Origin of the sequence: Bradyrhizobium sp. CCBAU 53351 (assembly GCF_015291745.1) — a bacterium.
Classification (GTDB): Bacteria; Pseudomonadota; Alphaproteobacteria; order Rhizobiales; family Xanthobacteraceae; genus Bradyrhizobium.
Genome location: NZ_CP030059.1, coordinates 6,610,200 through 6,634,397 on the forward strand (window position 1 = coordinate 6,610,200; position 24,198 = coordinate 6,634,397).

At 64.0% G+C, this 24,198-nt stretch carries 24 protein-coding genes; 13 read left to right on the top strand and 11 right to left on the bottom strand.

All coding sequences use genetic code 11. The features are described 5' to 3' along the window. Nucleotides 1–200: 200 nt before the first annotated feature. On the top strand, nucleotides 201–413 hold the full coding sequence (locus XH83_RS31430; protein WP_194404462.1) for a cold-shock protein: 213 nt from the start codon (nucleotides 201–203) through the stop codon (nucleotides 411–413). A 97-nt stretch (nucleotides 414–510) separates the two neighbouring features. Here the strand turns inward: XH83_RS31430 and XH83_RS31435 are convergent, their stop codons facing one another. From XH83_RS31435 to XH83_RS31450, 4 genes are all read right to left on the bottom strand, one after another. Then, the gene (locus tag XH83_RS31435) at nucleotides 511–1,125 is read right to left on the bottom strand and encodes a TadE/TadG family type IV pilus assembly protein (RefSeq protein ID WP_194404463.1); all 615 of its coding nucleotides are present in this window, start codon (nucleotides 1,123–1,125) and stop codon (nucleotides 511–513) included. Between the two features lie 23 nt (nucleotides 1,126–1,148). Further along, nucleotides 1,149–1,730, bottom strand: a complete 582-nt coding sequence (locus XH83_RS31440; RefSeq protein WP_194404464.1) for a TadE/TadG family type IV pilus assembly protein — start codon at nucleotides 1,728–1,730, stop codon at nucleotides 1,149–1,151. A gap of 232 nt (nucleotides 1,731–1,962) precedes the next feature. Next, nucleotides 1,963–2,460, bottom strand: coding sequence for a pilus assembly protein N-terminal domain-containing protein (locus XH83_RS31445; protein WP_194404465.1), 498 nt, complete (start codon nucleotides 2,458–2,460; stop codon nucleotides 1,963–1,965). A 156-nt stretch (nucleotides 2,461–2,616) separates the two neighbouring features. Then, complete coding sequence (locus XH83_RS31450; protein ID WP_194404466.1) at nucleotides 2,617–3,444, bottom strand: sterol desaturase family protein; 828 nt, start codon at nucleotides 3,442–3,444, stop codon at nucleotides 2,617–2,619. Nucleotides 3,445–3,711: 267 nt separating this feature from the next. Here XH83_RS31450 and XH83_RS31455 point away from each other — a divergent pair, with 267 nt between their 5' ends. The 10 genes from XH83_RS31455 to XH83_RS31500 all read left to right on the top strand — a co-directional run bounded on the left by XH83_RS31455 (nucleotide 3,712) and on the right by XH83_RS31500 (nucleotide 12,643). Continuing rightward, the gene (locus XH83_RS31455) at nucleotides 3,712–3,876 is read left to right on the top strand and encodes a Flp family type IVb pilin (protein ID WP_194404467.1); all 165 of its coding nucleotides are present in this window, start codon (nucleotides 3,712–3,714) and stop codon (nucleotides 3,874–3,876) included. 70 nt (nucleotides 3,877–3,946) lie between these two features. After that, a complete protein-coding gene (locus tag XH83_RS31460; protein WP_194404468.1) occupies nucleotides 3,947–4,093 on the top strand; it encodes a hypothetical protein in 147 nt (48 codons plus the stop codon). A 124-nt stretch (nucleotides 4,094–4,217) separates the two neighbouring features. Continuing rightward, on the top strand, nucleotides 4,218–4,742 hold the full coding sequence (locus XH83_RS31465) for a prepilin peptidase (RefSeq protein ID WP_194404469.1): 525 nt from the start codon (nucleotides 4,218–4,220) through the stop codon (nucleotides 4,740–4,742). A gap of 128 nt (nucleotides 4,743–4,870) precedes the next feature. Further along, on the top strand, nucleotides 4,871–5,671 hold the full coding sequence (gene cpaB / locus XH83_RS31470) for a Flp pilus assembly protein CpaB (protein ID WP_194404470.1): 801 nt from the start codon (nucleotides 4,871–4,873) through the stop codon (nucleotides 5,669–5,671). An 11-nt stretch (nucleotides 5,672–5,682) separates the two neighbouring features. After that, on the top strand, nucleotides 5,683–7,158 hold the full coding sequence (locus XH83_RS31475; RefSeq protein ID WP_194408458.1) for a type II and III secretion system protein family protein: 1,476 nt from the start codon (nucleotides 5,683–5,685) through the stop codon (nucleotides 7,156–7,158). Between the two features lie 19 nt (nucleotides 7,159–7,177). After that, nucleotides 7,178–7,912 (top strand): CpaD family pilus assembly protein, encoded by a 735-nt coding sequence (locus XH83_RS31480; protein WP_194404471.1) that lies wholly within the window; start codon nucleotides 7,178–7,180, stop codon nucleotides 7,910–7,912. After that, the gene (locus XH83_RS31485) at nucleotides 7,909–9,177 is read left to right on the top strand and encodes an AAA family ATPase (RefSeq protein WP_194404472.1); all 1,269 of its coding nucleotides are present in this window, start codon (nucleotides 7,909–7,911) and stop codon (nucleotides 9,175–9,177) included. The genes XH83_RS31480 and XH83_RS31485 overlap by 4 nt, the downstream gene beginning before the upstream one ends. Before the next feature lie 21 nt (nucleotides 9,178–9,198). Further along, entirely contained in the window at nucleotides 9,199–10,668 is a 1,470-nt protein-coding gene (locus XH83_RS31490) for a CpaF family protein (RefSeq protein WP_194404473.1), read from the top strand. A 13-nt stretch (nucleotides 10,669–10,681) separates the two neighbouring features. After that, the gene (locus XH83_RS31495) at nucleotides 10,682–11,659 is read left to right on the top strand and encodes a type II secretion system F family protein (RefSeq protein WP_194404474.1); all 978 of its coding nucleotides are present in this window, start codon (nucleotides 10,682–10,684) and stop codon (nucleotides 11,657–11,659) included. A 9-nt stretch (nucleotides 11,660–11,668) separates the two neighbouring features. Further along, the gene (locus tag XH83_RS31500; RefSeq protein WP_194404475.1) at nucleotides 11,669–12,643 is read left to right on the top strand and encodes a type II secretion system F family protein; all 975 of its coding nucleotides are present in this window, start codon (nucleotides 11,669–11,671) and stop codon (nucleotides 12,641–12,643) included. 61 nt (nucleotides 12,644–12,704) lie between these two features. Here the strand turns inward: XH83_RS31500 and XH83_RS31505 are convergent, their stop codons facing one another. Beyond that, nucleotides 12,705–13,520: a tetratricopeptide repeat protein gene (locus XH83_RS31505; RefSeq protein ID WP_194404476.1), complete on the bottom strand. Its 816-nt coding sequence runs from the start codon at nucleotides 13,518–13,520 to the stop codon at nucleotides 12,705–12,707. A 178-nt stretch (nucleotides 13,521–13,698) separates the two neighbouring features. Then, complete coding sequence (locus tag XH83_RS31510) at nucleotides 13,699–13,902, bottom strand: hypothetical protein (protein ID WP_194404477.1); 204 nt, start codon at nucleotides 13,900–13,902, stop codon at nucleotides 13,699–13,701. 199 nt (nucleotides 13,903–14,101) lie between these two features. On the opposite strand from XH83_RS31510, the gene XH83_RS31515 reads away from it, so the two are divergent. Both XH83_RS31515 and XH83_RS31520 read left to right on the top strand, forming a co-directional pair. Next, nucleotides 14,102–15,475 carry a M17 family metallopeptidase gene (locus tag XH83_RS31515; protein WP_194404478.1) on the top strand — a complete coding sequence of 458 codons (1,374 nt, stop codon included), beginning with the start codon at nucleotides 14,102–14,104 and terminating at the stop codon, nucleotides 15,473–15,475. Beyond that, nucleotides 15,468–16,322, top strand: a complete 855-nt coding sequence (locus XH83_RS31520) for a C40 family peptidase (RefSeq protein WP_194404479.1) — start codon at nucleotides 15,468–15,470, stop codon at nucleotides 16,320–16,322. The genes XH83_RS31515 and XH83_RS31520 overlap by 8 nt, the downstream gene beginning before the upstream one ends. Before the next feature lie 7 nt (nucleotides 16,323–16,329). Here XH83_RS31520 and XH83_RS31525 read toward each other — a convergent pair whose 3' ends face one another. From XH83_RS31525 to XH83_RS31545, 5 genes are read right to left on the bottom strand one after another with little or no spacing between them, the layout of a single operon-like run. Then, complete coding sequence (locus tag XH83_RS31525; protein WP_194404480.1) at nucleotides 16,330–17,967, bottom strand: ABC transporter ATP-binding protein; 1,638 nt, start codon at nucleotides 17,965–17,967, stop codon at nucleotides 16,330–16,332. A gap of 4 nt (nucleotides 17,968–17,971) precedes the next feature. Next, complete coding sequence (locus tag XH83_RS31530; protein ID WP_194404481.1) at nucleotides 17,972–19,150, bottom strand: ABC transporter permease; 1,179 nt, start codon at nucleotides 19,148–19,150, stop codon at nucleotides 17,972–17,974. After that, on the bottom strand, nucleotides 19,150–20,259 hold the full coding sequence (locus XH83_RS31535) for a microcin C ABC transporter permease YejB (RefSeq protein ID WP_194404482.1): 1,110 nt from the start codon (nucleotides 20,257–20,259) through the stop codon (nucleotides 19,150–19,152). Before XH83_RS31535 ends, XH83_RS31530 begins: the two co-directional genes overlap by 1 nt. Before the next feature lie 2 nt (nucleotides 20,260–20,261). Further along, the gene (locus tag XH83_RS31540) at nucleotides 20,262–22,148 is read right to left on the bottom strand and encodes an extracellular solute-binding protein (protein ID WP_194404483.1); all 1,887 of its coding nucleotides are present in this window, start codon (nucleotides 22,146–22,148) and stop codon (nucleotides 20,262–20,264) included. Between the two features lie 14 nt (nucleotides 22,149–22,162). Then, the gene (locus XH83_RS31545; RefSeq protein WP_194404484.1) at nucleotides 22,163–24,058 is read right to left on the bottom strand and encodes an extracellular solute-binding protein; all 1,896 of its coding nucleotides are present in this window, start codon (nucleotides 24,056–24,058) and stop codon (nucleotides 22,163–22,165) included. Nucleotides 24,059–24,198 lie beyond the last annotated feature (140 nt).

The window sequence follows — 24,198 nt, forward strand, 5'->3', positions numbered from 1 at the left end:
CGGATCAAAAAATCGTGCGCGCCCCGATTGTTTTGAGTCCCCAATTCCGATAAAAGGAATTTATCGATTTTCGGCCGGACGACATTAGCATCCACCGGTACAGCCGGTTCAGACACGCTGACGACCCTTCCAAAAATTCGATCTAACCGGCCCGCGCGAGTGGGCTCCAACCTTGTGTTATCTGAGAAGGGACTACCCCCGTGAGCATGGGAACCGTGAAGTGGTTTAACGCGACCAAAGGCTTCGGCTTCATTCAGCCCGACGATGGCGGCCAGGACGTGTTCGTCCACATCAGCGCCGTGGAACGTGCCGGCCTCGGCACGCTGCGTGAAGGTCAGAAGATCTCCTACGAGATCGTGGCCGACCGTCGTTCCGGCAAGTCGGCGGCAGACAATCTCCGCGACGCAGGCTGAACCCGCCGGGCCTCGCCCGATCGGCTCGCAAGAAACAAGAAGGCCGTGCGCACCGCACGGCCTTTTTCATTTTCATTCTACACCCTGCTCGAGGACATCAGCACGAGGACGGTACGCCGTTGTAGGGAACGCAAGTGACCTGGCGCGGCCGCGTATACGACAGATCGCTCAGCGGCAGGCTCGACTTCAACACGTAGCCCACCGACGGTGTGTAAGTGTAGCTCGCCTCGCTGAGGATGAGGTAGGTCGACGGAATGAGCAGCGTCGATGGAATTTCGTTGGTCACCTTGTCGCCAGCCTTCCGAGCCGAGGTCGCCAGCGTCGCTTGCGTCGCGCCGCTCGCGATGGTTCCGGCCTTGCTCCACTGGACCGTGGCAATGCTGTTCTCATCGATATAGATCTGGGAAATCGCGCCTTTCACGAGCGTTGCGTCGTAAGGCATGATGATCGAGATGCTGGCCGTGAACGTGTTCTGCATGTCGGAATCGGCAAGCGTCGTCGACTGCGACGTCAGATCGGACAGGGTCCGTGCAATCAACGTGACCTTGCGATCGATCGCCACCGCCGACGAGAACTCGACGGTGCCGAAGAACATCACCAGCATCAGCGGGACGATGACCGCGAATTCGGTCGCCGCGAGCGCGCGCTTGTCGGCGACGAAGTCACGCAATGAGCAGCGGGCATTTCCCAAGAAATTCGCAATCGCCTGCATTGGTCCGCCCAGATCCATCTGCCTCAGAAGGGTTCGTTCTTGAAGGCTGCGGTCGCCACCAGCAGCCGCTTGTTGCTGCAACCGATGTTGTAGCCGAGGCCGGTGACGACGAGCGGCCACTGGTAGAACAGCCGCACCACGACGACCTGGCTGGCGCTGCCGGGATTGTATTGCACGCCGGCCGGATTGAAGGTGCAGGAATCGCCGTAATTGGTGAGGCTCAGCGTCGTGAAGGAACTGGTGCTCACCACGTCGACGTAGAGCTTATTGCAATCGAACAGCGCCGGGATCTGGCTGCAGACATAGGCCTTGAACGTGGTCTGATCGCACGCCGACACCGTGTTGGGCACCGTCTGACAGGCCGCCACCGAGCCGCCCTGCGCTTGCGCCTGACCGGTCAGAATCGCACGTGCCGAAGCTTGGGTGACGGTCTCGAGCACCTGGCCTGCGAAGAACACCAGCGCCGTCTCGATGATGGCGAACAGCAGCCCGAAGAAGATCGGAGCAACGAGCGCGAACTCGACCGCCGCAGAGCCGCGGCGGCTGCCGCGAAACCGGCTTAGCGCCTTGCGGAGCGTAAATCTCGTAGACGGAAGCGATGGCATCGCGTCAGATTCCCCAGCAGCGGCGATCCTCTGCTTCATTCAATAGCTAAAACTGATTGTTTAAGTGTTGCAGGCGATTCACGCTGCGCGAACCGCACGGCTAAGGATGCGTTAACCACGCATGCCGGCGGCAGGAAAAGACGGCGCGCGCAGCCGGAAGTCGCCTGGCGTCCGGGAAGCGCCGAGGCGGATCAGGCGATCCACCCCGGCGCGAACCGGTCAATCGGTCTGGCTAGTTGGATTTGGTGGCCGCACCGGCGTTGCCGCTGGCACTGCTGCTCAGCGAACCGGCCTGGCTCATCGTGTTGTTGAAGTAGGTGTCGCTGTCGCCGAGCGTCACCCGGCGTTGGCAAAGCGGCATGCAGCTGTAGGACTCGCGCTCGATCCCGCGATAGACGGTGACGAGCCGGTCGCTCGGGCCTTCGACCTGGATCTGGCGGTCGACCAGAATCTCGCCGCTCCGGTCGAGCGCGATGAAATTGGTGGCACCGTAGCCCTTGCCGGTCACGACGATCATGCCGCCGGGCTGCAGCGTGACATCGGCGATCAGGGGATTGCCGACCACGATGGTCGCCACCTTGCCGGGCAGCCGCACCAGCTTGGCCTGGTCGACATTGACGGCGATGGTGTCGGCGGTCGGTTCGGCAAGGCCGGCAGCCGGCGATGCCAGCACGGCGGCAGCAACCAGAAGACAGACCCGCGCATGACGGCGCAGCAATTCTTTACGCATACTCTTACCCCCGGGACGTCACAAACCGGCAGAAGCGAACGGATAACAACGGAGCCGGTGCCCGACCCGGCTAACCTGCCCTTAATTCATGAACGTTCCGCAAACTCGCAGACGATTGTTCGACGGACCGGCATTTGCGCGGTCGCTATCTCCAGCCTAGCGGCGGAACGGATAGGCCAATTGGCCCGCGATCTCCTTCGGTATGGCCGCTTCGTCCTTGCCGTAGTCCTGCGGAAGCTGCCCCTCCGGCATGCGGAAGGTGCCGAACAGCACGTCCCAGACCGGGAACGTCCCGGCGAAATTCGTGTTGCCGCCCTCCGCGAGCGAGGTGTGGTGCCAACGGTGGAACACCGGGGTTGCCAGCAGATATTTGAACGGTCCGAAGGTCCAGTTCAGATTGGCGTGCACGAAGGCCGAATGGAAGGTGGTGAACGGGCCGACCCAGAGCATGATGTTCGGGGAGATGCCGGCCATCAGCAGAACGACGTCGACGCTGATCGTCCCGAGCATGAGATTAATGGGATGGAAGCGGGCCGCGGAAATCCAACCGATCTCCTCCGACGAATGATGAATGGCGTGGTACTTCCAGAAACCGCCGTCGTGGAAAAGCCGGTGGATCCAGTACAGCATGAAATCAGACAGCACCAGGAACAGCAGGGCTTGCACCCACAGGGGCAGCTGCGCCAGCGGACCATGGCCGTTGTCGTAGAAGGCGATGAGCTCGTCGGCATCGTGGATGTTGAAGACGGCGCCGGCGCCGACGATCAGCAGTCCGATCCGCATGGTGCGGGCGAACACCGGAACGAAGAACCAGTAGCAGATGTCGGTGATGATCTCGCGCTTGCGCCACCACGGGGCGCCGGGATTGCACGCCCAGAAATGCTCGAGCACGGTGAAGACCGCCGCGAGCACGAAGGTGACGGGGACCACTTTCGCGATGGTCTCGCCGAGCATCAGGGCGACTTCCATGGGCAGGCTCGACATCGTCGCCTCTCTCCGCGAATTCCAATCCTCTTACGCCTACTCCGTGAAATTTAAGGGAGGATGAAGCGGCCGCTGCGCTGGCGATGCATCTGGAACCGGAGAGAATTGAAGCCCGGCTTTAAGGCGAAATTCACTCTGGACCAAAGCATCTCGCCAGAAGCCGGTTTGCGCGATCGAATTAACTCTACCGAAAGAGCTCGGCTCCCATGTTCACCGCGTCATAGACAGCGCCGAACGAGGCGATCCCAACCGAATGGAGTTTTGTTCATGAAGAACTTGATTGCGCGTTTTGCGAAGGATGAGTCCGGCGCCACCGCCATCGAATACGGCCTGATCGCCGCCGGCATCGCGCTGGCCATCATCACCGTCGTCAACAGCCTCGGCACCACGCTGAACGCCAAGTTCACCGCGATCAGCACCTCGCTGAAGTAAGCGACAAGCGAACGACGGCAAAAGCCCCGGACCTCCGGGGCCTTTGTTTTTCCGAAGACGGCGAGTTCCAGTGGCGTTGCGCGAGTACAGAACCGATGCCGCGGTCGCGGCGAACGAGGCGGTGGCGGCGCAGGCCGGCTCGCCGGTCTATTGGGTCTGCCTTGCGCTGCTGCTCGCGACGGTCGCACTCGCCGCCCGCATTGCCAGCCTCTGGTAGGCACGCGTTCCGCGGTTTCGGCCCCGCGTGCCCTTAGCTGCCGTTGTCGGTTTGTTTAGCAACTCGTGGCTAGACTCCGGCGACGCCAGTTCCCGCGGCAAACCCAGGCCTCAAGACGCAGCCCATGATCCTCGACCTTGCGCGCCTTCTGCTCTTCCCTGCCCTGATGGCGTTCGCCGCCGCGAGCGATCTCTTCACGATGACGATCTCGAACCGCGTGTCGCTGGCGCTGGTCGCAGGCTTCTTCGCGCTCGCCCTCGCCGGTGGCATGGCACCTTACGAGATGCTCAGTCATGTCGGCGCCGGCGCGCTGCTGCTGGTCATTGCCTTTGCTTGCTTTGCAATGGGCTGGATGGGCGGCGGCGATGCCAAGGTCGCCGCCTCCGTCGCGCTGTGGTTTGGTTTCACGCCCCTGATGGACTTCCTACTCTACGCCTCGTTGTTCGGCGGCGCGCTGACGCTGCTGCTGCTCCAGTTCCGGCAATGGCCCCTGCCTTACGGCCTTGCGGGACAGGCTTGGCTTGCACGGCTGCACGACAAGCAAACCGGCATTCCTTACGGCATCGCGCTCACGCTTGGCGCGCTGATGGTCTACCCGGAGACCGAATGGGTGAAGGCGATCGACCTCGCCCACCTCGCACTGCGCTGAACGCGCCGGGTAAACCCGGCGTTAAGGCGATTTAGATACGCCTCATTAACCATGCTTTGACGAATAGCTGGTCAACTGCCGATTACGGCGGCGGCAGCGTCGCGGCGTCTTGTTGGAAAGTGAAGCGTATGAATAGGGCACGCATTGTCGTCCTGACGGTCGCCATCTGCGCCGGCGGTGTCGCCGCGTACCTGGCGAGCGGCTCGGACCAATCTGCGCCGCCTCCGGCGGCTCCGGTCGCACAGCTTCCAACCGTCGACGTTCTCGTGGCCAAGAACGACATCGGCCTCGGCCAGACCGTGAAGCCGGAAGACGTGCAATGGCAGACCTGGCCGGCCGCGACCGCCAGCGCCACCTTCATTCGCCGCAACGAGCGTCCCGAGGGCGCGACCCAGGTTGCCGGTTCCATCGCCCGCGCCCCCTTCATTCAAGGTGAGCCGATCCGCGACCAGAAGCTGGTCAAGGCCGAAGGCTCCGGCTTCATGGCGGCAATCCTGCCCACCGGCATGCGGGCGATCTCGACCGAGATCTCGCCGGAAACCGGCGCGGGCGGCTTCATCCTGCCCAACGATCGCGTCGACGTCCTTTTGACGCGCCGGCTGAAGAACCCGGACCAGACCAGCGGCGCCCCCGACGTCGTCACCTCCGAGATCATCCTGGCCAATATCCGCGTCCTGGCCATCGACCAGGCGCCAAAGGAGAAGGACGGCCAGAACGCGGTGGTCGGCAAGACCGTCACCCTCGAGCTCAATCCCGCGCAGACCGCGACACTCTCCGCGGCCCGCCAGAGCGGAACGCTGTCGCTGGCGCTGCGCAGCATCGTCGACGTCAAGATGAGCGAAATCACGCTCGATGATTCCGCGCAGAAGCGGGACGGTATTTCGATCATTCGCTACGGCATTCCAAGTCAGACGGCGAAAGCACGATGAAGACAGTCGATATGAAGCACAGGGTGGATTTGACGACGATGCGAACCTCGGCGGTTCGCGCCCTGTCGTTTTCGGCCGCTTTCGCGCTGGCGCTCAACCCGGTGCTGAACCCCGTGGTCGCCGCCGATTACCGTCCCGTGGCCTCGGCCGCCGCGGACGGCCAGATGAACGCGCGCTTCCTCTCGCTCGGCGTCGGCAAATCCATCGTGATCGACCTGCCGCGCGACATCAAGGATGTGCTGGTCGCCGATCCCAAGATCGCCAACGCGGTGGTCCGCTCGGCGCAGCGCGCCTATATCATCGGTGCCACGGTCGGCCAGACCAACATCGTGTTCTTCGATTCCGCGGGGCAGCAGATCGCGGCCTATGACATCGCGGTCAAGCGCGACCTCAACGGCGTGCGCGCCGCGCTGAAGCAGATCCTGCCCAATTCGGACATTCAAATCGACGGGCTCGGCGACGGCATTGTCCTGACCGGCACGGCGGCGAATCCGATGGAGGCGCAGCAGGCCAACGATCTCGCGGCGCGCCTGGCCGGCGGCGCCGACAAGGTCGTGAACTCGATCGTGGTGCGCGGCCGCGACCAGGTCATGCTCAAGGTGACGGTCGCGGAAGTCCAGCGCACCATCGTCAAGCAGCTCGGCATCGACCTGAGCGCCAGCCTCAACTACGGCACGTCGGTGGTGAGCTTCACCAACTCCAATCCGTTCACGGCTCTCGGCAAGAACCTCGTGGACGGCAACAATTTGACGACGAAGTTCGGCGGCGCGTCGTCGGTGCAGGCCACCCTGCGCGCGATGGAAACCGCGGGCGTGATCCGCACGCTGGCCGAACCGAACCTGACCGCAATCTCCGGTGAATCGGCGACGTTCATCGCCGGCGGTGAATTCCCGGTCCCGGCAGGCTATGCGTGCGACCCCACCACCCATGTCTGTACCACCCAGATCAGCTTCAAGAAGTTCGGCATCTCGCTCAACTTCACCCCCGTGGTGCTGAGCGAAGGCAAGATCAGCCTGCGCGTGATGACCGAGGTCTCGGAGCTCTCGAACGAAAACGCGATCACGCTGTCGCAGGCCGTCACCTCGACCTCGGTGAATTCGCTGACGGTGCCCTCGATCAGGACCCGCCGCGCGGAGACCTCGCTGGAAATTCCCTCCGGCGGCGCGATGGCGATGGCCGGCCTGATCCAGCAGCAGACCAAGCAGGCCATCAGCGGCCTGCCGGGACTGATGCAGCTCCCGGTCCTCGGCACGCTGTTCCGCAGCCGCGACTTCGTCAACAACGCGACCGAGCTGGTCGTGATCGTGACCCCCTATGTCGTTCGCGCGGTGGCGCCAAAGGACCTGTCGCGACCGGATGACGGCTTCACCCCGCCTGCGGATCCTCAGGCCCAGCTGCTCGGCAACATCAACCGCATCTACGGCGTGCCCGGCCGGACCGAACCGGCCAAGAACTACCGCGGCACTTACGGCTTCATTACCGACTGATGCGAAACGGGGATTCACGATGATCACAAGACCACCCCAGCTTCGCAAACGCGCCATTCGCCTCGGCGGTGCGCTCGTCGGCATGGCGCTCGCACTCGGCGGCTGCCAACACGACGAGGTCGTTACCGCCTCCATTCCGGACGACTACAAGCAGCGCCATCCGATCGCGATCGAGGAGCAGAACCGCTCGATCGTCGTCTTCGTCGGCCATGCCCGCGGCGGCTTGACCGCTGCCCAGCGCGCCGACGTGATGGGCGTCGCATCGGCTTGGTTGCACGAGGGGACAGGCGCCATCCGCATCGACGTGCCGTCCGGCACGCCCAATGCGCGTCCGGTCGCGGACTCAATGCGCGAAATCCAGGCGATGCTGGCCGGGGCAGGCGTTCCGCCGCGGGGCATCAATGTTCGCCCCTACCAGCCCGACGACAAGCGCTTCCTGCCGCCGATCCGCCTCACCTATTCCAAGGTCGCCGCGATCGCGGGCCCCTGTGGCCTGTGGCCCGACGACATCGGCCCTTCGATCAAGAACAAGACCTGGTTCGAGAACAAGGACTACTACAATTACGGCTGCGCCTATCAGCGCAACCTCGCCGCGATGGTCGACAATCCGTCGGACCTCGAGCAGCCACGACCTGAAACGCCGTCCTACACGCCCCGGCGCATCACCGGCTTCGAGAAGTATCGCAAGGGAACGACGAGCGCGACCACCTATCCCGAGGCCGACAAGGCCAAACTCAGCGATACCGGCAAATGATCAGCTACGCTCGCCAGACACAAGAAGAGCAGCCGGACGCAGCGCTTCCGCCGGTCGAGGAGCATATTGCGCCTGCGCCCCGCGTCTCGGTCCAGGCCTTCTGCGAGACCGTGGAAACCGCTGCCGCGGTCCAGTCGGCCGGCGAGGATCGCCGTCTCGGCAAGGCCCACCTCAAGATCCAGATGGGCGGCATGGCGGCCGCGATCGAAGCCTACCGCTCGGCTCCCACCCCGAACGTGATCGTGCTCGAGAGCGACGGCCGCAACGACCTGCTGGGCGGGCTCGACCACCTCGCCACCGTCTGCGACGCCGGCACCCGCGTGGTCGTGATCGGCCGCATCAACGACGTCATGCTCTACCGCGAGCTGGTGCGCCGCGGCGTCAGCGACTATGTGCTCGCGCCGGTCGGCGCGATCGACGTCGTTCGCTCGATCTGCAACCTGTTCTCGGCGCCGGAAGCCAAAGCGGTCGGCCGCATCATCGCCGTGGTCGGCGCCAAGGGCGGCGTCGGGGCGTCCACGATCTCCCACAACGTCGCCTGGGCGATCGCACGCGACCTCGCAATGGACGCCGTCGTCGCCGATCTCGACCTCGCCTTCGGCACCGCCGGGCTCGACTACAACCAGGATCCGCCGCAGGGCATTGCCGACGCCGTGTTCTCGCCCGACCGGGTCGACACCGCCTTCATCGACCGCCTGCTGTCGAAATGCACCGACCATCTCAGCCTGCTGGCGGCGCCGGCGACGCTCGACCGGGTCTATGATTTCGGCACCGACGCCTTCGACTCCGTGTTCGACACGCTGCGCTCCACCATGCCCTGCATCGTGCTCGACATCCCGCACCAATGGTCGGGCTGGACCAAGCGCGCCTTGATCGGAGCCGACGACATCCTGATCGTGGCCGCCCCTGACCTCGCCAATCTGCGCAATACCAAGAACCTGTTCGATCTGCTGAAGGCGGCGCGCCCCAACGACCGGCCGCCGCTCTACTGCCTGAACCAGGTCGGCGTGCCGAAAAGGCCCGAAATCGCCGCCGCGGAGTTCGCCAAGGCGATCGAGAGCCAGCCGATCGTCTCGATCCCGTTCGAGCCGCAGATCTTCGGCTCGGCGGCCAACAACGGCCAGATGATCGCGGAGATCTCCGCCAACCACAAGTCGATCGAGATGTTCCTTCAGATCGCCCAGCGCCTGACCGGCCGCAGCGAGACCAAGAAGCAAAAGTCTTCCCTGCTTTCACCCCTGATTGACAAGTTGCGGGGAAAATAGACCCCCGCGTGGAGTTGTTAAGTGTTCGGTAAGCGTAGCGGAACAGACACCGACCTTCGGGCGCCCAAGCCCGGCGCCGTGTCGCTCGAGCCTGCCCAGGCTCCGGCGCCGACGGTGTCGCGCGCCCCGCCTCCGCCGGCCGTCGCCTCGCCGCCGCTTGCCCCGGTCAAGGCTCCGCCGCCTCCCCCCATGGAGAGCCGGCGTTCGGACAATTACTACGAGGTCAAGGCGACCATCTTCGGCGCGCTGATCGAGGCGATCGACCTCGCCCAGCTCGCCAAGCTGGACTCGGAATCCGCGCGCGAGGAAATCCGCGACATCGTCAACGAGATCATCGCGATCAAGAACATCGTGATGTCGATCGCCGAGCAGGAAGAGCTGCTCGACGACATCTGCAACGACGTCCTGGGTTACGGTCCGCTGGAGCCGCTGCTGTCGCGCGACGATATCGCCGACATCATGGTCAATGGCGCCAACACCGTCTACATCGAGGTCGCCGGCAAGATCCAGCGCACCGGCATTCGCTTCCGCGACAACCAGCAGCTCCTCAACATCTGTCAACGCATCGTCAGCCAGGTCGGCCGGCGCGTCGACGAATCCTCGCCGATCTGCGACGCGCGCCTCGCCGACGGCTCGCGCGTCAACGCCATCGTGCCGCCGCTGTCGATCGACGGCCCGACACTCACCATCCGCAAGTTCAAGAAGGACAAGCTGACGCTCGATCAGCTCGTCAAGTTCGGCGCGATCTCGCCGGAAGGCGCCGAGATCCTCCAGATCATCGGCCGCGTCCGCTGCAACGTGCTGATCTCCGGCGGCACCGGCTCCGGAAAGACCACGCTGCTGAACTGTCTGACCAATTACATCGAGCACGACGAGCGCGTCATCACCTGCGAGGACGCCGCCGAGCTCCAGCTCCAGCAGCCCCATGTGGTGCGGCTGGAAACCCGCCCGCCCAATATCGAGGGCGAGGGTCAGGTCACCATGCGCGAGCTGGTACGCAACTGCCTGCGTATGCGGCCCGAACGCATCATCGTCGGCGAAGTCCGCGGACCCGAGGCGTTCGACCTGCTGCAGGCCATGAACACCGGTCATGACGGCTCGATGGGCACGCTGCACGCCAACAACCCGCGCGAAGCCCTGTCGCGCTGCGAATCCATGATCACGATGGGAGGCTTCTCGCTTCCCTCGCGGACCATTCGCGAGATGATCTGCGCCTCGATCGACGTCATCGTCCAGGCCGCGCGCCTGCGCGACGGCTCGCGCCGCATCACCCACATCACCGAGGTGATGGGCATGGAAGGCGACACCATCATCACCCAGGACATCTTCCTCTACGACATGATCGGTGAGGACGCCAACGGCAAGATCATCGGCCGCCACCGCTCGACCGGTATCGGCCGCCCGAGGTTCTGGGAACGCGCCCGCTATTACGGCGAGGAGAAGCGCCTTGCCGCCGCGCTCGACGCCGCGGAAGTGGCGCCGACGACGTGAGCAGGTCAGCGCCATGAACATACAGGTCCTCGCCCTCGCATTTCTTGCCACCGCAGCGGTCGGCGGCATCGCCTGGGTCTTCCTCTATCCGCTGCTCTCCGGGGAACGGAAGGCGGAAGGCCGGCGCGCCTCGATCGCGCGCGCAGATGCGCCCGCGGCCAAGCAGAGCGAAAAGAGCCAGCGATCGCGCCGCGAGCAAGTCGAGACGTCTCTGAAGGATCTCGAGGCACGGCGTCAGCAGGAAAAGAGTGTTCCGCTCAATATCCGCTTGTCCCAGGCCGGCCTGGATTGGACGCCGCAGAAATTCTGGATTGTGTCCGCCGTGTTGGCGGGCGTGCTGTTCGCGGGAGCCCTGTTCGTCGGCGGTGGCCTGCTCGGCGCCGCCGGCCTGGCCTTTGCCGGAGGTTTGGGCCTGCCGCGCTGGGCCCTCGGCTTCCTGAAGAAGCGCCGGGAAAACCAATTCCTGAAGGCACTCCCCGACGCGGTCGACGTCATCGTCCGCGGCATCAAGGCAGGCCTGCCGCTGTTCGAATCGATCAAGGTCGTCGCTGCGGATGCACCAGAGCCGCTGCGCAGCGAGTTCCTCGCCATCATCGAAACGCAGGCGATCGGTATGCCCTTGGGCGAGGCATGCTCTCGGCTCTATGAGCGCATGCCGCTGCCCGAAGCCAACTTCTTCGGCATCGTCATCTCGATCCAGCAGAAATCAGGCGGCAACCTCTCGGAGGCGCTGGGCAACCTCTCCAAGGTGCTGCGCGACCGCAAGAAGATGAAAGAGAAGATCCAGGCAATGTCGATGGAAGCCAAGGCCTCGGCCGGCATTATCGGTTCGTTGCCGCCGATCGTGATGTTCCTCGTCTACCTCACGACGCCGCACTACATCTCGCTGCTTTGGACTCATCCCACCGGCCAGCTGATGCTGGTTGGCTGCGTCGTCTGGATGTCGATCGGCATCATGGTGATGAAAAAGATGATCAATTTCGACTTTTGACGGTGCCGTATGGTCGAGTTCCTCGTTTCGAAGCTTCATGACGTCCGCTTCATGACCATGTTGCTGGCGGCCATTGCCGCCAGCGCCACCGTCTATACGCTGGTGATGCCGCTGTTCGCCGGCGAGGGACTCTCCAAGCGCATGAAGGCGGTCGCGAGTGAGCGTGAGCGCATCCGGCAGCGCGAGCGTGAGCGCCTTCACAAGAACGAAAAGGTCTCGCTGCGCCAGACGCCGAAGCAGCTCGTCTCCAAGGTCGTGGAAGACTTCAACCTCACCAAATGGCTCGCGCAAGAGGCGGCGCGGGACAAGCTCATCATGGCCGGCTACCGCGGCCAGGCGCCCTACATCACCTTCCTGTTTGCCCGCATGGTCGCCCCGATCGTGCTCTTCGTCGGCTCGGTCATCTACGTCTTCGTGGTCGCGCACATGGATAAGCCGATGCCGATCAAGATCGGCATCTGCGTCGGCGCGGCCTATCTCGGCCTCCAGGCGCCGATGCTGTTCCTCAGGAATGCCATCTCCAAGCGCCAGCTCTCGATCAAGCGCGCCTTTCCCGATGCACTCGACCTGCTGCTGATCTGTATCGAATCCGGCATGTCGGTCGAAATGGCGTTCCGTAGGGTCGCCGTCGAAATCGTGGGACAGTCGATCGCGCTGTCGGAAGAGTTCACGCTGACCACGGCCGAGCTGTCCTACCTGCAGGATCGCAAGGTCGCCTATGAGAATTTGGCGCGGCGCACCGGGCTCGAGGGCGTCAAGTCGGTCTGTCTCGCGCTTCAGCAAGCGGAACGCTACGGCACACCCCTGGGTCAATCCTTGCGTGTCATGGCACAGGAAAACCGCGACATGCGCATGAACGAGGCCGAGAAGAAGGCCGCCGCGCTACCGCCGAAGCTGACGGTGCCGATGATCCTGTTCTTCCTGCCAGTGCTGTTCGTGGTCATTCTCGGACCGACCGGCATCAAGATCACCGAGATGCAGTGAGACGCGCCACTGACCGCAGGCGGTCCGCGAGACGATCTCGGCAGTTGAAGATCGGATCAGATCAGTCGGGCTGCCTGAGCGAGGCGACCGGGGTCCGCTTCGGCGCGCCGCGATGGCCGTCGCTGCGGCTCAGCATTTCCTTGAGATAGGTGACGTTGGCCGCGGCCTGATCCGGCGGCAGATCCGCCTTCACGATGGTTTCGGCCTCGGCGAAGCGACCCTGGAGACCGACGACGAGGCCGAGATTCTGGCGCACGCGGCTGCTGGCGCGCGGCGAGGCGTAGGCCTGCCGCAGCACCTCTTCGGCCTTGGGCAGATCCTTCGACAGCATGTAGGACAGGCCGAGATTGGAAAGCACGCCCGGATCACCCGGCGCGATCTTGAGCGCGCTTGCATAATAGGAGCGCGCCTCATCGTGACGGCCCATCTGGTCCAGCACGGTGCCCTGCACCGAGAGCAGGCGCCAGTCCGGATTGTCGGGCGCATGCGCTTTCGACAGCACGTCGTAGGCCTGCTGGAAATTGCCGTTGTCGGCGAGCGCGCGGCCGTATAGCGCGAGCAGCGCCTTGTTGCCGGGATTGGCGATGGTCGCCTGCTCGAGCACGGCGGCGGCCTGGGCGCGTTGACCGTTGGCACGCAAGGCCTGGCCATAGGCCAGCGCCGCTTCGGAGTCCTTGGGATTGGCGCGGTAGCGCTCGCCATAGACCTCGACGGCGCGCGCGGGATCGGTCGGAGCCGCCTCTGCCCGTGGTCCGCCGATCGAGCCCGTCACATCAGAGAGTTTCGACATGCCCGTGCAGCCGCCGAGGCCCATGGCCACCGCCGCGACCAGCGAAGTGGACGCAAGAAGCCGGGCAAGACTGAACCGTTGACGCATGACGCCTTGACTCTCGAGCCGATTGATCGAGCCGAACGCGCCAGCAATAGGCTGTTAACCCTAACGGCCGGTTAACGCCCCTTCCGGCCCCCGCTCTCGCGGCGGCGTTTACGGCCGGGCTTCACTGCCGAGGCCGAGCGACCTCGCCTGCCGTTCAGATCCCGCAGCAGTTGCCGTCTCAATATTCGATGGCAAGGCGCTTGCGGATTTCGTCGATGCGCTTGTCGAGCGCATCGAACCGCGCGTGGACGGAGCGGTCGTGAAGATAGAAGACGTAGCCGCCGGCAAGGAGCGCGAAGACCCAGTGGTGGTGCTCGACATAGCCAAAAATCGCCTCGATGGCATGGCCGACAAATGTGACCACGCTCCACACAAATTCCATTGCATTTCCTCCCGGCGCGCTTGTCGTCGGTCGCCGGATCTCCATTCCTGGCGGCCATTGCCGGAACCTAGCATGGCCCCCTTGCCGCGAGTAGCGGCTCGCCAGACGCTGACTGCAAAGCCGATTGCAGCCACGGCGAAACTCTGCGAAGTCTCGTCCGTTCGCACGACCCGTTTGATCCGACGATCCGGACCCGCCAATGCCTTCTGTCTTCGAGACGTCGCCCACCGCCATCCCGATCATTTTCGTCACGAAATCGAGCTGGGATCAGGTCGCCGAGACGTTGCCGCCGGCGCAGCGCCAGTTCGCCACCGCGAGCGCCTTTACCGCCAAGCCGGGCGGCTATCTCGCGCTGCCCGCGCCCGACGGCACGATCGCGCAAGTGCTGTTCGGCCTCGAGGACGATTCGACAAGATCGCGTGACCTGTTCCGGCCCGGCGCCCTGCCCGGCCTGCTGCCGCCGGGCATTTATCGCTTCGCCAATGCAGCACACGATACGCGGCTGGCCGCGCTCGCTTTTGCGCTGGGGTGCTACCGCTTCGCGCGCTACCGCAAGGCTGACAGGCCCGACGTCCGGCTGGTGCCGCCCGAAGGTGTCGACGCGACTGAAATCGACCGGATGGCGGACGCGGCAATGCTGGCGCGCGACCTCATCAACACGCCGTCCAACGACATGGGGCCCGAGGAACTGGCCGCCGCCGCGCAGGACCTCGCCGCGGAATTCGGCGCGAGCTTCGGCTGCACCATCGACGACGAGTTGGAGAAGCACTTCCCCCTGATCCACGCCGTCGGCATGGCATCGAGCCGCGCGCCGCGGCTGATCGACATCGGCTGGGGCGATCCTGCTCATCCCAAGGTCACGCTGGTCGGCAAGGGCGTCTGCTTCGACACCGGCGGGCTCGATCTGAAGCCGTCGAGCGGCATGCTGATCATGAAGAAGGACATGGGCGGCGCCGCCAACGTGCTGGCGCTGGCGCGCATGGTGATGGATGCGAAGCTGAAGGTGCGGCTGCGCGTGCTGATTCCGGCGGTCGAGAACGCGGTCGCCGGCAATGCCTTCCGTCCGCTTGATATCTTCACCTCGCGCAAGGGCATCACCGTCGAGATCGGCAACACCGACGCGGAAGGCCGCCTGGTGCTCGCCGACGCGCTGGCGCTGGCCGACGAGGAGAAGCCCGACCTGCTGATCGATTTGGGCACGCTGACCGGCGCGGCGCGTGTCGCGCTGGGACCGGATCTGCCGCCCTTTTACACCAATGACGAGACCCTTGCCGCCGACCTTTCGCGCTGCGCGGTGAAGGAGAACGATCCGTTGTGGCGCATGCCGCTGTGGGCGCCTTACGATAAATGGCTGGACTCCAAGACGGCCACCATCACGAACGCGCCATCGGGCGGCTTTGCCGGCTCGATCACCTGCGCACTGTTCTTGCAGCGCTTCGTCGAGCATGCCGACAGCTGGCTGCATGTCGACATCTATGGCTGGACACCGTCGGCGAAGCCCGCGCGTCCCGAAGGCGGCGAGTGCCAGGCCGCACGCGCCATCTACACCTTGCTGAGCGAGCGCTATGCATGATCCACAATACGATCCGCGGCTGACGCCGGCCCGGGGCGACCTCGCCGCGAAATATCTCGAAGGCAAGGTGGCGGCGGATCGCTTCGTCACCGGCGAGGAATGCGAGGTGATCGAGCCCGTCGCGCCGGTGCGCGAGCAGCCGTCGTCGAACGCGATGCTGATGACGGAGGCCCTGCGCGGCGAACGCGTCACCATCTACGACCGCAACGGCGAGGGCTGGACCTGGGGCCAGCTCAATGGCGACGGCTATGTCGGCTGGCTGCCCGACGCGGCGCTCGCGAAGCCCACGGCGGGCCCGACCCACAAGGTCAGCGCCCTCAGGACGTTTGCCTTCCCCGGCCCCTCGATCAAGCTGCCGCCGGCCGACACGCTGGTCATGGGATCCAGGCTCGCCGTGGCGCGCGAGGATGGCAGCTTCGCCGTGACGTGCGACGGCAAATATCTGCCGAAGACGCATATTGCTCCGCTCGATCATCGCGAACCGGACTTCGTCGCGGTCGCCGATCGCTTCGTCGGCACGCCCTATCTCTGGGGCGGCAAGAGCAGTCTTGGCATCGATTGCTCCGGCCTCGTCCAGGTCTCGTTGACAGCAGCGGGGATCGGCTGCCCGCGCGACAGCGACATGCAACTGGCCGGTCTCGGCCGCGCACTGGAGCCGTATGAGCGAAGCCGCTTGCAGCGCGGCGATCTGATCTTCTGGAAGGGCCACGTCGCGATCGTCCGCGACGGCAGCACGATGGTTCATGCCAACGCGCATCACATGGCGACAATGATCGAGCCGATCGAGCCGGCCATTGCGCGGATCAGGCAGGCCGGCAGCGAGGTCGTCGCGATCAAGCGGCTCTGACGGGGGCTTACGTCGCCACCGACCCGTTCCCGGCAGTCTCCAGCCGGAACGCCGCCGCGAACAACGCACGCGTGTAGTCCGTCTTCGGATTCTTGAACAGCTCGGCGGCCTGCCCCTCCTCCACGACCTTGCCGCCGCGCATCACGATCAAATGGCTCGCCAGCGAGGCGACGACGCGCAAATCGTGCGAGATGAACATGTAGGTGAGTTCGCGCTTGCGCTGCAGCTCGCGCAGCAGATCGACCATCTGCGCCTGGAACAGCATGTCGAGCGCGCTGGTCGGCTCGTCCAGCACGACGAAATCCGGCTCCAGCACCACCGCGCGTGCGATCGAGATGCGCTGGCGCTGACCGCCGGAGAATTCGTGGGGATAGCGGTAGCGGGTGTCGGGCTTCAGCCCGACGTCTTCCAGCGCCTTGACGACACGCACCTCGCGCTCCTCGCGCGACAGATTTGGCTGATGAACGGTGAGACCTTCGGCGATGATGTCGGCGACCGACATGCGCGGCGAGAGTGAGCCGAATGGATCCTGGAACACGATCTGCATGTCGCGCCGGAAGGGGCGCATCTCCTTGAAGCGCAGGCCCTGGATGTCATTTCCCAGGAACACGATGCGCCCGTTCGAGGAGATCAAGCGCAACAGCGCCAGTCCCAGCGTAGTCTTGCCCGAGCCGGATTCACCGACGACGCCGAGCGTCTCGCCCTTGCGCACCGCGATGCTGACGCCGTCGACCGCCTTGATGTGGCCGACCGTCTTGCGCATCAGGCCGCGCTTGATCGGAAACCAGACCTTCAAATCATCGGCCGACATCACCACCGGCGCATCCGGCTGCGGCGGCGCCGGATCCGGCTTCGGCTCCGCCGCGAGCAAATCGCGCGTATAGGGATGCTTCGGTGCCTTGAAGACCTGCTCGACCGGCCCCTGCTCGACGATCTCGCCGTTCTTCATGACACAGACGGTGTCGGCGATGCGGCGCACGATGCCGAGATCGTGGGTAATGAAGAGCAGGCTCATGCCGAGCCGCGAGCGGATCTCGGCGAGCAGCGCCAGGATCTGCGCCTGCACGGTGACGTCGAGCGCGGTGGTCGGCTCGTCCGCGATCAAGAGATCCGGCTCGTTGGCTAGCGCCATCGCGATCATCACGCGCTGGCGCTGACCGCCGGACAGCTGGTGCGGATAGCTGTTCAGCCGCGTCTCGGGCTCGGGGATGCCGACTTGCGTCAACAGCTCCAGCGTCCGCTTTCGCGCCTGCGCATTGCTGGTCGGATTGTGCAGCTGAATGATCTCGCCGATCTGCGCCTCGATCGTGTGCAGCGGATTGAGCGAGGTCATCGGCTCCTGGAAGATGATGGAGATGTCGCTGCCTCTGATCTCCCGCATCTCTGGCTCGGAGCGGTCGATCAGCTCCTGCCCCTTGAAGCGGATGCTGCCCGAGGGATGCGAGGCGCTCGGATAGGGCAGCAGCTTGAGGATCGAGAGTGCGCTGACCGACTTGCCGGAGCCGGACTCGCCGACCAGCGCCAGGCACTCGCCGCGCTTGATCTGAAACGAGACCTTGTCGACCGCGAGCGTGGTGGCGCCGCCCTGGTGGAAAGCCACCGAGAGGTCGTGAACGGCAAGCAGGGGCTGGTTGATCGCGTCCATGACCTTACCTGAACGTCTTGCGCGGATCGAAAGCGTCGCGCACGGCTTCGCCGATGAAGATCAGGAGCGACAGCATGATCGCGACCGAGAAGAAGCCGGAGAAGCCGAGCCAGGGGGCCTGCACATTGGACTTGGCCTGCGACAGCAATTCGCCGAGCGAGGGTGAGCCCGGCGGCAGGCCGAAGCCCAGGAAATCCAGCGCCGTCAGTGTCATCACCGAACTCGACACGATGAAAGGCAGGAACGTCATGGTCGCCACCATCGCGTTCGGCAGCAGGTGGCGGAACATGATGACCGGGTTGGAGACGCCGAGCGCCCGCGCCGCCTGGATGTATTCGAAATTGCGTCCGCGCAGGAATTCGGCCCGCACGAGACCGACCAGCGAGACCCAGGAGAACAAGAGGAGGATACCGAGCAGCACGAAGAAGCCGGGCACCAGCACCGAGGACAGGATCAGCAGCAGATAGAGCGAAGGGATCGCCGTCCAGATCTCGATGAAACGCTGGAAGATCAGATCGACCCGACCGCCGAAATAGCCCTGCACCGCGCCTGCTGCGATGCCGATGACGGACGAGACGATGGTGAGGCAAAGGCCGAACAGCACCGAGATGCGGAAGCCATAGATCAGCCGCGCGACGACGTCGCGGCCCTGATCGTCGGTGCCCAGCCAGTTATATTCGAGGTCGCGGCAGCTCTTCAGGCCCTTCTTTTCCACGACCGGCTGGCACTGCTTTTCGGTCAGCATCCAGGTCGGCGGCGACGGCGCCGGCGTCGGCAGGTCGAGATTGTGGGTGTCGTAGGAATAGCGGATCAGCGGCCAGACGATGCTGCCGTTCTTGTCCTTGATCAGCTTCTGCAAGTAGGGGTCGCGATAGTCGGCCGCCGTCTCGAAATCACCGCCGAAGGTCGTTTCCGAATAGGTCACGAAAGCGGGCCAATAGAGATGACCGTCGAACTTGATCAGGAACGGTCGATCGTTGGCGATCAACTCGGCGAACAGCGAGACCACGAACAGGGTGATGAAGATCCAGAACGACCAGTAACCACGGCGATTGGCCTTGAAGTTCTGCCAGCGCCGCCGGTTGAGCGGCGAAGGCGCGAAGGGCTTGCGCGTAATGGGAACGGCATCGCCGAGGGGCGACTTCGCTGTTGTTTCAATCGGCGTCGGCGCAGTGATCGTCATCAGACCTCCCGCGCCTCGAAATCGATCCGGGGGTCGATCCACATATAGGTCAGGTCGGAGACCAGATTGATCACGAGGCCGACCAGCGAAAAGATGTAGAGCGTGCCGAACACCACGGGATAGTCGCGGTTGAGCACGCTCTCGAAGCTGAGCAGCCCCAGCCCGTCCAGCGAGAAGATGGTCTCGATCAGAAGCGATCCCGAGAAGAAGGCGTGGATGAAGGTGCCGGGGAAGCCCGCGATCACGATCAGCATGGCGTTGCGGAAGACATGGCCGTAAAGCACCCGGCCCTCGCTACAGCCCTTGGCGCGCGCGGTCATGACGTATTGCTTGCGAATCTCGTCCAGGAACGAGTTCTTGGTCAGGAACGTCATGGTGGTGAACGCACCAAGCCCCATGGCGATCAGCGGCAGCGTCAGATGCCAGAAATAGTCGATGATCTTCCAGTACCAGGGAAACTGCGACCAGCCGTCCGAGGTCAGTCCGCGCAGCGGAAACCAGTTGAAGAAAGAGCCGCCGGCAAACAGGATGATCAGGAGGATCGCGAACAGAAAGCCGGGAATGGCATAGCCCAGCACGAGAATGGTCGACGTCCAGGTGTCGAAGCGCGTGCCGTCTTTCACCGCCTTGCGGATGCCGAGCGGGATCGAGATCAGATAGGTGATCAGCGTCAGCCAGATGCCGAGCGAGATCGAGACCGGCAGCTTCTCCTTGATGAGCTGGAGCACGCTGACGTCGCGGAAATAGCTCTTGCCGAAATCGAAGCGCGCGAAATTCCACACCATCAGCGCGAAACGTTCCGGCGCGGGCTTGTCGAAGCCGAACTGTGCCTCGAGCTTCTTGATGAAATCAGGGTCGAGACCCTGCGCGCCGCGGTACTTCGAGTTGATGGCATCGCCGCCGGCACCGACCTGCCCCGGCGCACGCTGCGCAAAATCGCTGCCGCCCGAAATGCGCGAAGTGCCGCCGGTGTCGGCGCCGGAGAGTTGCGCGATCACGCGCTCGACCGGGCCGCCCGGCGCGAACTGCACGACGATAAAGGACACGAAGAGGATTCCGAGCAGCGTCGGGATCATCAGGAGGATGCGGCGGGCGATATAGGCGCTCATGATTATTTCGCCTGCTCGAGCTTGGCGGCCTTGGCGGGTTCATGCCACCAGATGTCGGGCGCGCCCACGCCATTGGCGTAACGCGGCAGCTTTGGCGGATGGCCGAATTGGTCCCAATAAGCCAGCCGGTGCGTCTTGTTGTACCATTGCGGCACCCAATAGCGGCCGGCGCGGAACAAGCGATCGAAGGCGCGGCAGGCCACGGTCAAGTCCTCGCGGCTATCGGCCGCCATGATCTTCTCGATCATGGCATCGATCGCCGGGCTAGCGACTCCAGCGAGATTGTAAGAGCCCTTGGTGTTCGCGACCTGCGAGGAGAAGAACGCGCGCATGGCATCGCCAGGGGTCGCCGACATGCTGAAGCGCTGGATCGTCATGTCGAAGTCGAAATCTTCCACGCGTGCGCGATATTGCACGGCATCGACGAGACGGAGGCTCGCTTCGATGCCGAGCGTCGCCAAATTCTTGATATAGGGCGCGTGATGCGGCTGCAGCGAAGGCTCCTCTGCCAGGAATTCAATCTTGAACACCTCCCCGCTCGGCAGCATGCGCTTGCCATCCTTGATCGGATAGCCGGCTTCGTTGAGCAGCTGCTGCGACTTGCGCAGGAGAGCGCGATCCTGTCCCGAGCCGTCGGAAACCGGCGGCGCGAAGGGCGCGGCGAACACCTCGTCCGGAACCTGGCCGCGGAATGGCTCCAGCAGCTTCAGCTCTTCCGGGGACGGAGGCCCGCTGCTCGCCATGAGATCGGAGTTCTGGAACGGCGACACCGTACGGGCATAAGCGCCGTACATGATGGTCTTGTTGGTCCATTCGAAGTCGAAACCATCGATCAGGGCCTCGCGCACGCGCGGGTCCCTGAATTTTTCACGTCGCGTGTTGATGAACCAGCCCTGCGCGCCCGACGGCGTCTCGTCGGGCACGACTTCCATCTTGACGCGCCCCTCCTTGACGGCGGCGAAATCATAGCGCGTCGCCCAGATGCGTGACGTGAACTCCTCGCGGTAGAGATAGTTCTTGCCGGTGAAGCCTTCGAAGGCGACGTCGCGATCGCGATAGAATTCATAGCGCACGACGTCGAAATTATAGGTGCCGCGGCAGGGCGGCAGATCGGCAGCCCACCAATCCTTCACCCGCTCATACTCGATGTAGCGATTGACCTCGAACCTGCCGACTTTGTACGGACCCGAACCGAGCGGGATCTCGAGCGACGATTCGTCGAACGGGCGAGAGGCGTAGTACGCCTTCGAGAAGATCGGCAGGCTCGCGGCATAGAGCGGCACGTCGCGCGCCCGCCCCTTGGCAAAGGTGACGACCAGCGTCGCGTCGTCGACCGCTTCCGCGCTGACCATATCGCGCAGCTGCACGAGGATCAGGGGATGTCCCTTGGTCTTCAGCGCCGTCAGCGAAAACGCCGCATCATGCGCGGTGAGCTTCGTGCCGTCATGGAATTTCGCCTCTGGCTGCATCGTGAAGCGGTAGACCAGCCTGTCCGGCGAGATCTGCACGGATTTGGCGGCAAGCCCGTACATCGCGTCGGGCTCGTCATTCGCGCGCACCATCAGGGGCGCGAAGGTCATGTCCATGCCTTGCGCGCCGTCGCCCTTGAGGATGAAGGCGTTGAGCGAATTGAAGGTCTGGTAGGACTGGTTATAGGCGCGCACCGACGGGATCAGCGAGAACGTGCCGCCCTTTGGCGCATTCAAATTGACGTAGTCGAAATGGTGGAAGTCGGCGGGGTATTTGAGATCGCCGAAGGCCGAGAGGCCGTGCGCCTCAATCCCGGCTTCCGATGCATGCGCGCCACGGATCGACCGCGCCCCCAGCGACACCCCGAGGGCGCCGCCGACACCAATGGTCAGCACATGGCGGCGTGACATCTGCGTCATGCGGGAAATATCCTTCACGACTTCTTTGCGATCCGCGCCGCCTTGTCTGCGTCGTACCACCAGATGAACGGGAAGCCGGACTGACCATATTTGGGCAATTCCGCCGGCCGGCCGAAGCGGTCCCAGCGCGCGGTGCGCACCTTCGGATAATTCCACTGCGGCACGACGTAGTGATTCCACAGCAGCACGCGGTCCAGCGCCTTGGTTGCCGCGACGAGATCGTCGCGATCACTGGCATAGATGACCCGCTCGATCAGCTTGTCGATCGCGGGATTCTTGATGCCGGCAATGTTGCGGGAGCCGGCGATGTCGGCCGTCTTGGACGACCAGAACTCGCGCTGCTCGTTGCCCGGCGACTGCGACTCGCCCCACGAATTGGTGACGATGTCGAAATCCCACTCGCGCGTCCGGTTCTCGTACTGGGTCGGGTCAACCGTCCGCACGCTGACGGCAATTCCGAGCCGCTCCAGGGACGGCTTGTAGAACAGCGTGATCCGCTCGAAGCTCGGATCCGAATTCAGCAATTCGAGGGTGAACTGGGCGCCGGTCTTGACGTCGACCAGCTTGCGGTCGCGCACCTCGTAGCCGGCCTCCTTGAACAGGCGCAGCGCCTCGCGCAGATTGTCGCGCACGGCTTCCGGACTGCCGCCGACCGGATTGGTATAGGCGGTGGTGAAGACTTCAGGCGGGACCTGGGCGCGGACGGTTTCGAGTATCTCGAGCTCCTTGCCCTGCGGCAGGCCGGTTGCCATGAGCTCGTCGATGCCGTCGAAATAGCTGCTGATGCGCTTGTACTGGCCGAAGAAGATCTGCTTGTTCATCTCCTCGAAGTCGAACGCGTAGTTGAGCGCGCGACGCACGCGCGGGTCGCTGAACTTGCCGCGGCGCAGATTCGGCACGAAGGCCTGCATCACGCCCGAGCTGCGATTGGCAAATTCCTCGAGGATCACGCGCTTTTCGCTGACGGCCGGGAAGTCGTAGGCGGTCGCCCAGTTCTTCGCGCTGTTCTCGGTGCGCCAGTCGACCTGGTCGGCCTTGAAAGCCTCGATCGCCACGGTGGCGTCGCGGAAATATTCGTAGCGCAGCTCGTCGAAATTGTTGCGGCCGACATTGGCAGGCAAATCGCGGCCCCAATAATCCTTGACCCGCTCCAGCGCGATCGAGCGTCCCGCAACGAAGTCCTTGATCTTGTAGGGGCCGGAGCCGAGCGGCACTTCGAGCGTGGTGGCGGACACATCGCGCTTGCGGCCCTGGGCGTCGGTCCCCTCCCACCAATGCTTCGGCAGGACCGTGAGCTGGCCCACGATCTGCGGCAGTTCGCGGTTGCCCGGCGCGTCGAACACGAACTTCACCTCGCGCTCGCCGATCTTCTCGGCCCGGACTACATGGCTGTAATAGGCCGAGTACATCGGGTGGTGCTTCTTGAAGGAATCGAGCGAGAAGATCACGTCATCCGGGGTGACCGGCTTGCCGTCGTGCCACTTGGCTTGCGGCCGCAAGCGGTAGGTGACGAAGGAGAAATCATCGGGATGGCTGACGGCCTCGGCCAGCGCGCCGTATTCGGTCGAGACCTCGTCGAGCGAGGCCGTCGTGAGGGATTCGTAGATGAATGCGACGGCACCGGCGATCTGCCCCTTCACACCCGACACGACGATGTTGAAATTGTCGAAGGTGCCGACGGCGATCTGGCGGGCGATTCCGCCCTTGGGCGCTTCCGGATTGACGTAGTCGAAGCGCTTGAAATCTGCGGGGTACTTGACCTTCCCGAACAGGGACAGCGCGTGGCGCCAGGGCAGCTCGGATGATTGCGCATGCGCCGAGCCGACGGGAACGCCCGCCACGGAACCGAGGACGGGAAGCGCTGCGGCCGCAGTGCCGGTGAGCAGGAGATCGCGTCGGGTAATGGCCAAATCAACATCCCTGTCTTGAAGGAGGCTACTCCTTTAAGTTCCCAATATAGGCGAGGTTTCGACCGAACATGTTGCTTTTTCCTCATCTTGGAAGGCCGGTCGCCCGCTAGATGCGACCAAACGCCCCGATAAATTCACCG

Coding starts and splice junctions, on each gene's coding strand:
- XH83_RS31435 (WP_194404463.1), bottom strand. CDS start 1,125: ATGCAGGCGATTGCGAATTTCTTGGGAAATGCCCGCTGCTCATTGCGT.
- XH83_RS31440 (WP_194404464.1), bottom strand. CDS start 1,730: ATGCCATCGCTTCCGTCTACGAGATTTACGCTCCGCAAGGCGCTAAGC.
- XH83_RS31445 (WP_194404465.1), bottom strand. CDS start 2,460: ATGCGTAAAGAATTGCTGCGCCGTCATGCGCGGGTCTGTCTTCTGGTT.
- XH83_RS31450 (WP_194404466.1), bottom strand. CDS start 3,444: ATGTCGAGCCTGCCCATGGAAGTCGCCCTGATGCTCGGCGAGACCATC.
- XH83_RS31455 (WP_194404467.1), top strand. CDS start 3,712: ATGAAGAACTTGATTGCGCGTTTTGCGAAGGATGAGTCCGGCGCCACC.
- XH83_RS31465 (WP_194404469.1), top strand. CDS start 4,218: ATGATCCTCGACCTTGCGCGCCTTCTGCTCTTCCCTGCCCTGATGGCG.
- cpaB (WP_194404470.1), top strand. CDS start 4,871: ATGAATAGGGCACGCATTGTCGTCCTGACGGTCGCCATCTGCGCCGGC.
- XH83_RS31475 (WP_194408458.1), top strand. CDS start 5,683: ATGAAGCACAGGGTGGATTTGACGACGATGCGAACCTCGGCGGTTCGC.
- XH83_RS31480 (WP_194404471.1), top strand. CDS start 7,178: ATGATCACAAGACCACCCCAGCTTCGCAAACGCGCCATTCGCCTCGGC.
- XH83_RS31485 (WP_194404472.1), top strand. CDS start 7,909: ATGATCAGCTACGCTCGCCAGACACAAGAAGAGCAGCCGGACGCAGCG.
- XH83_RS31495 (WP_194404474.1), top strand. CDS start 10,682: ATGAACATACAGGTCCTCGCCCTCGCATTTCTTGCCACCGCAGCGGTC.
- XH83_RS31500 (WP_194404475.1), top strand. CDS start 11,669: ATGGTCGAGTTCCTCGTTTCGAAGCTTCATGACGTCCGCTTCATGACC.
- XH83_RS31505 (WP_194404476.1), bottom strand. CDS start 13,520: ATGCGTCAACGGTTCAGTCTTGCCCGGCTTCTTGCGTCCACTTCGCTG.
- XH83_RS31510 (WP_194404477.1), bottom strand. CDS start 13,902: ATGGAATTTGTGTGGAGCGTGGTCACATTTGTCGGCCATGCCATCGAG.
- XH83_RS31515 (WP_194404478.1), top strand. CDS start 14,102: ATGCCTTCTGTCTTCGAGACGTCGCCCACCGCCATCCCGATCATTTTC.
- XH83_RS31520 (WP_194404479.1), top strand. CDS start 15,468: ATGCATGATCCACAATACGATCCGCGGCTGACGCCGGCCCGGGGCGAC.
- XH83_RS31525 (WP_194404480.1), bottom strand. CDS start 17,967: ATGGACGCGATCAACCAGCCCCTGCTTGCCGTTCACGACCTCTCGGTG.
- XH83_RS31530 (WP_194404481.1), bottom strand. CDS start 19,150: ATGACGATCACTGCGCCGACGCCGATTGAAACAACAGCGAAGTCGCCC.
- XH83_RS31535 (WP_194404482.1), bottom strand. CDS start 20,259: ATGAGCGCCTATATCGCCCGCCGCATCCTCCTGATGATCCCGACGCTG.
- XH83_RS31540 (WP_194404483.1), bottom strand. CDS start 22,148: ATGACGCAGATGTCACGCCGCCATGTGCTGACCATTGGTGTCGGCGGC.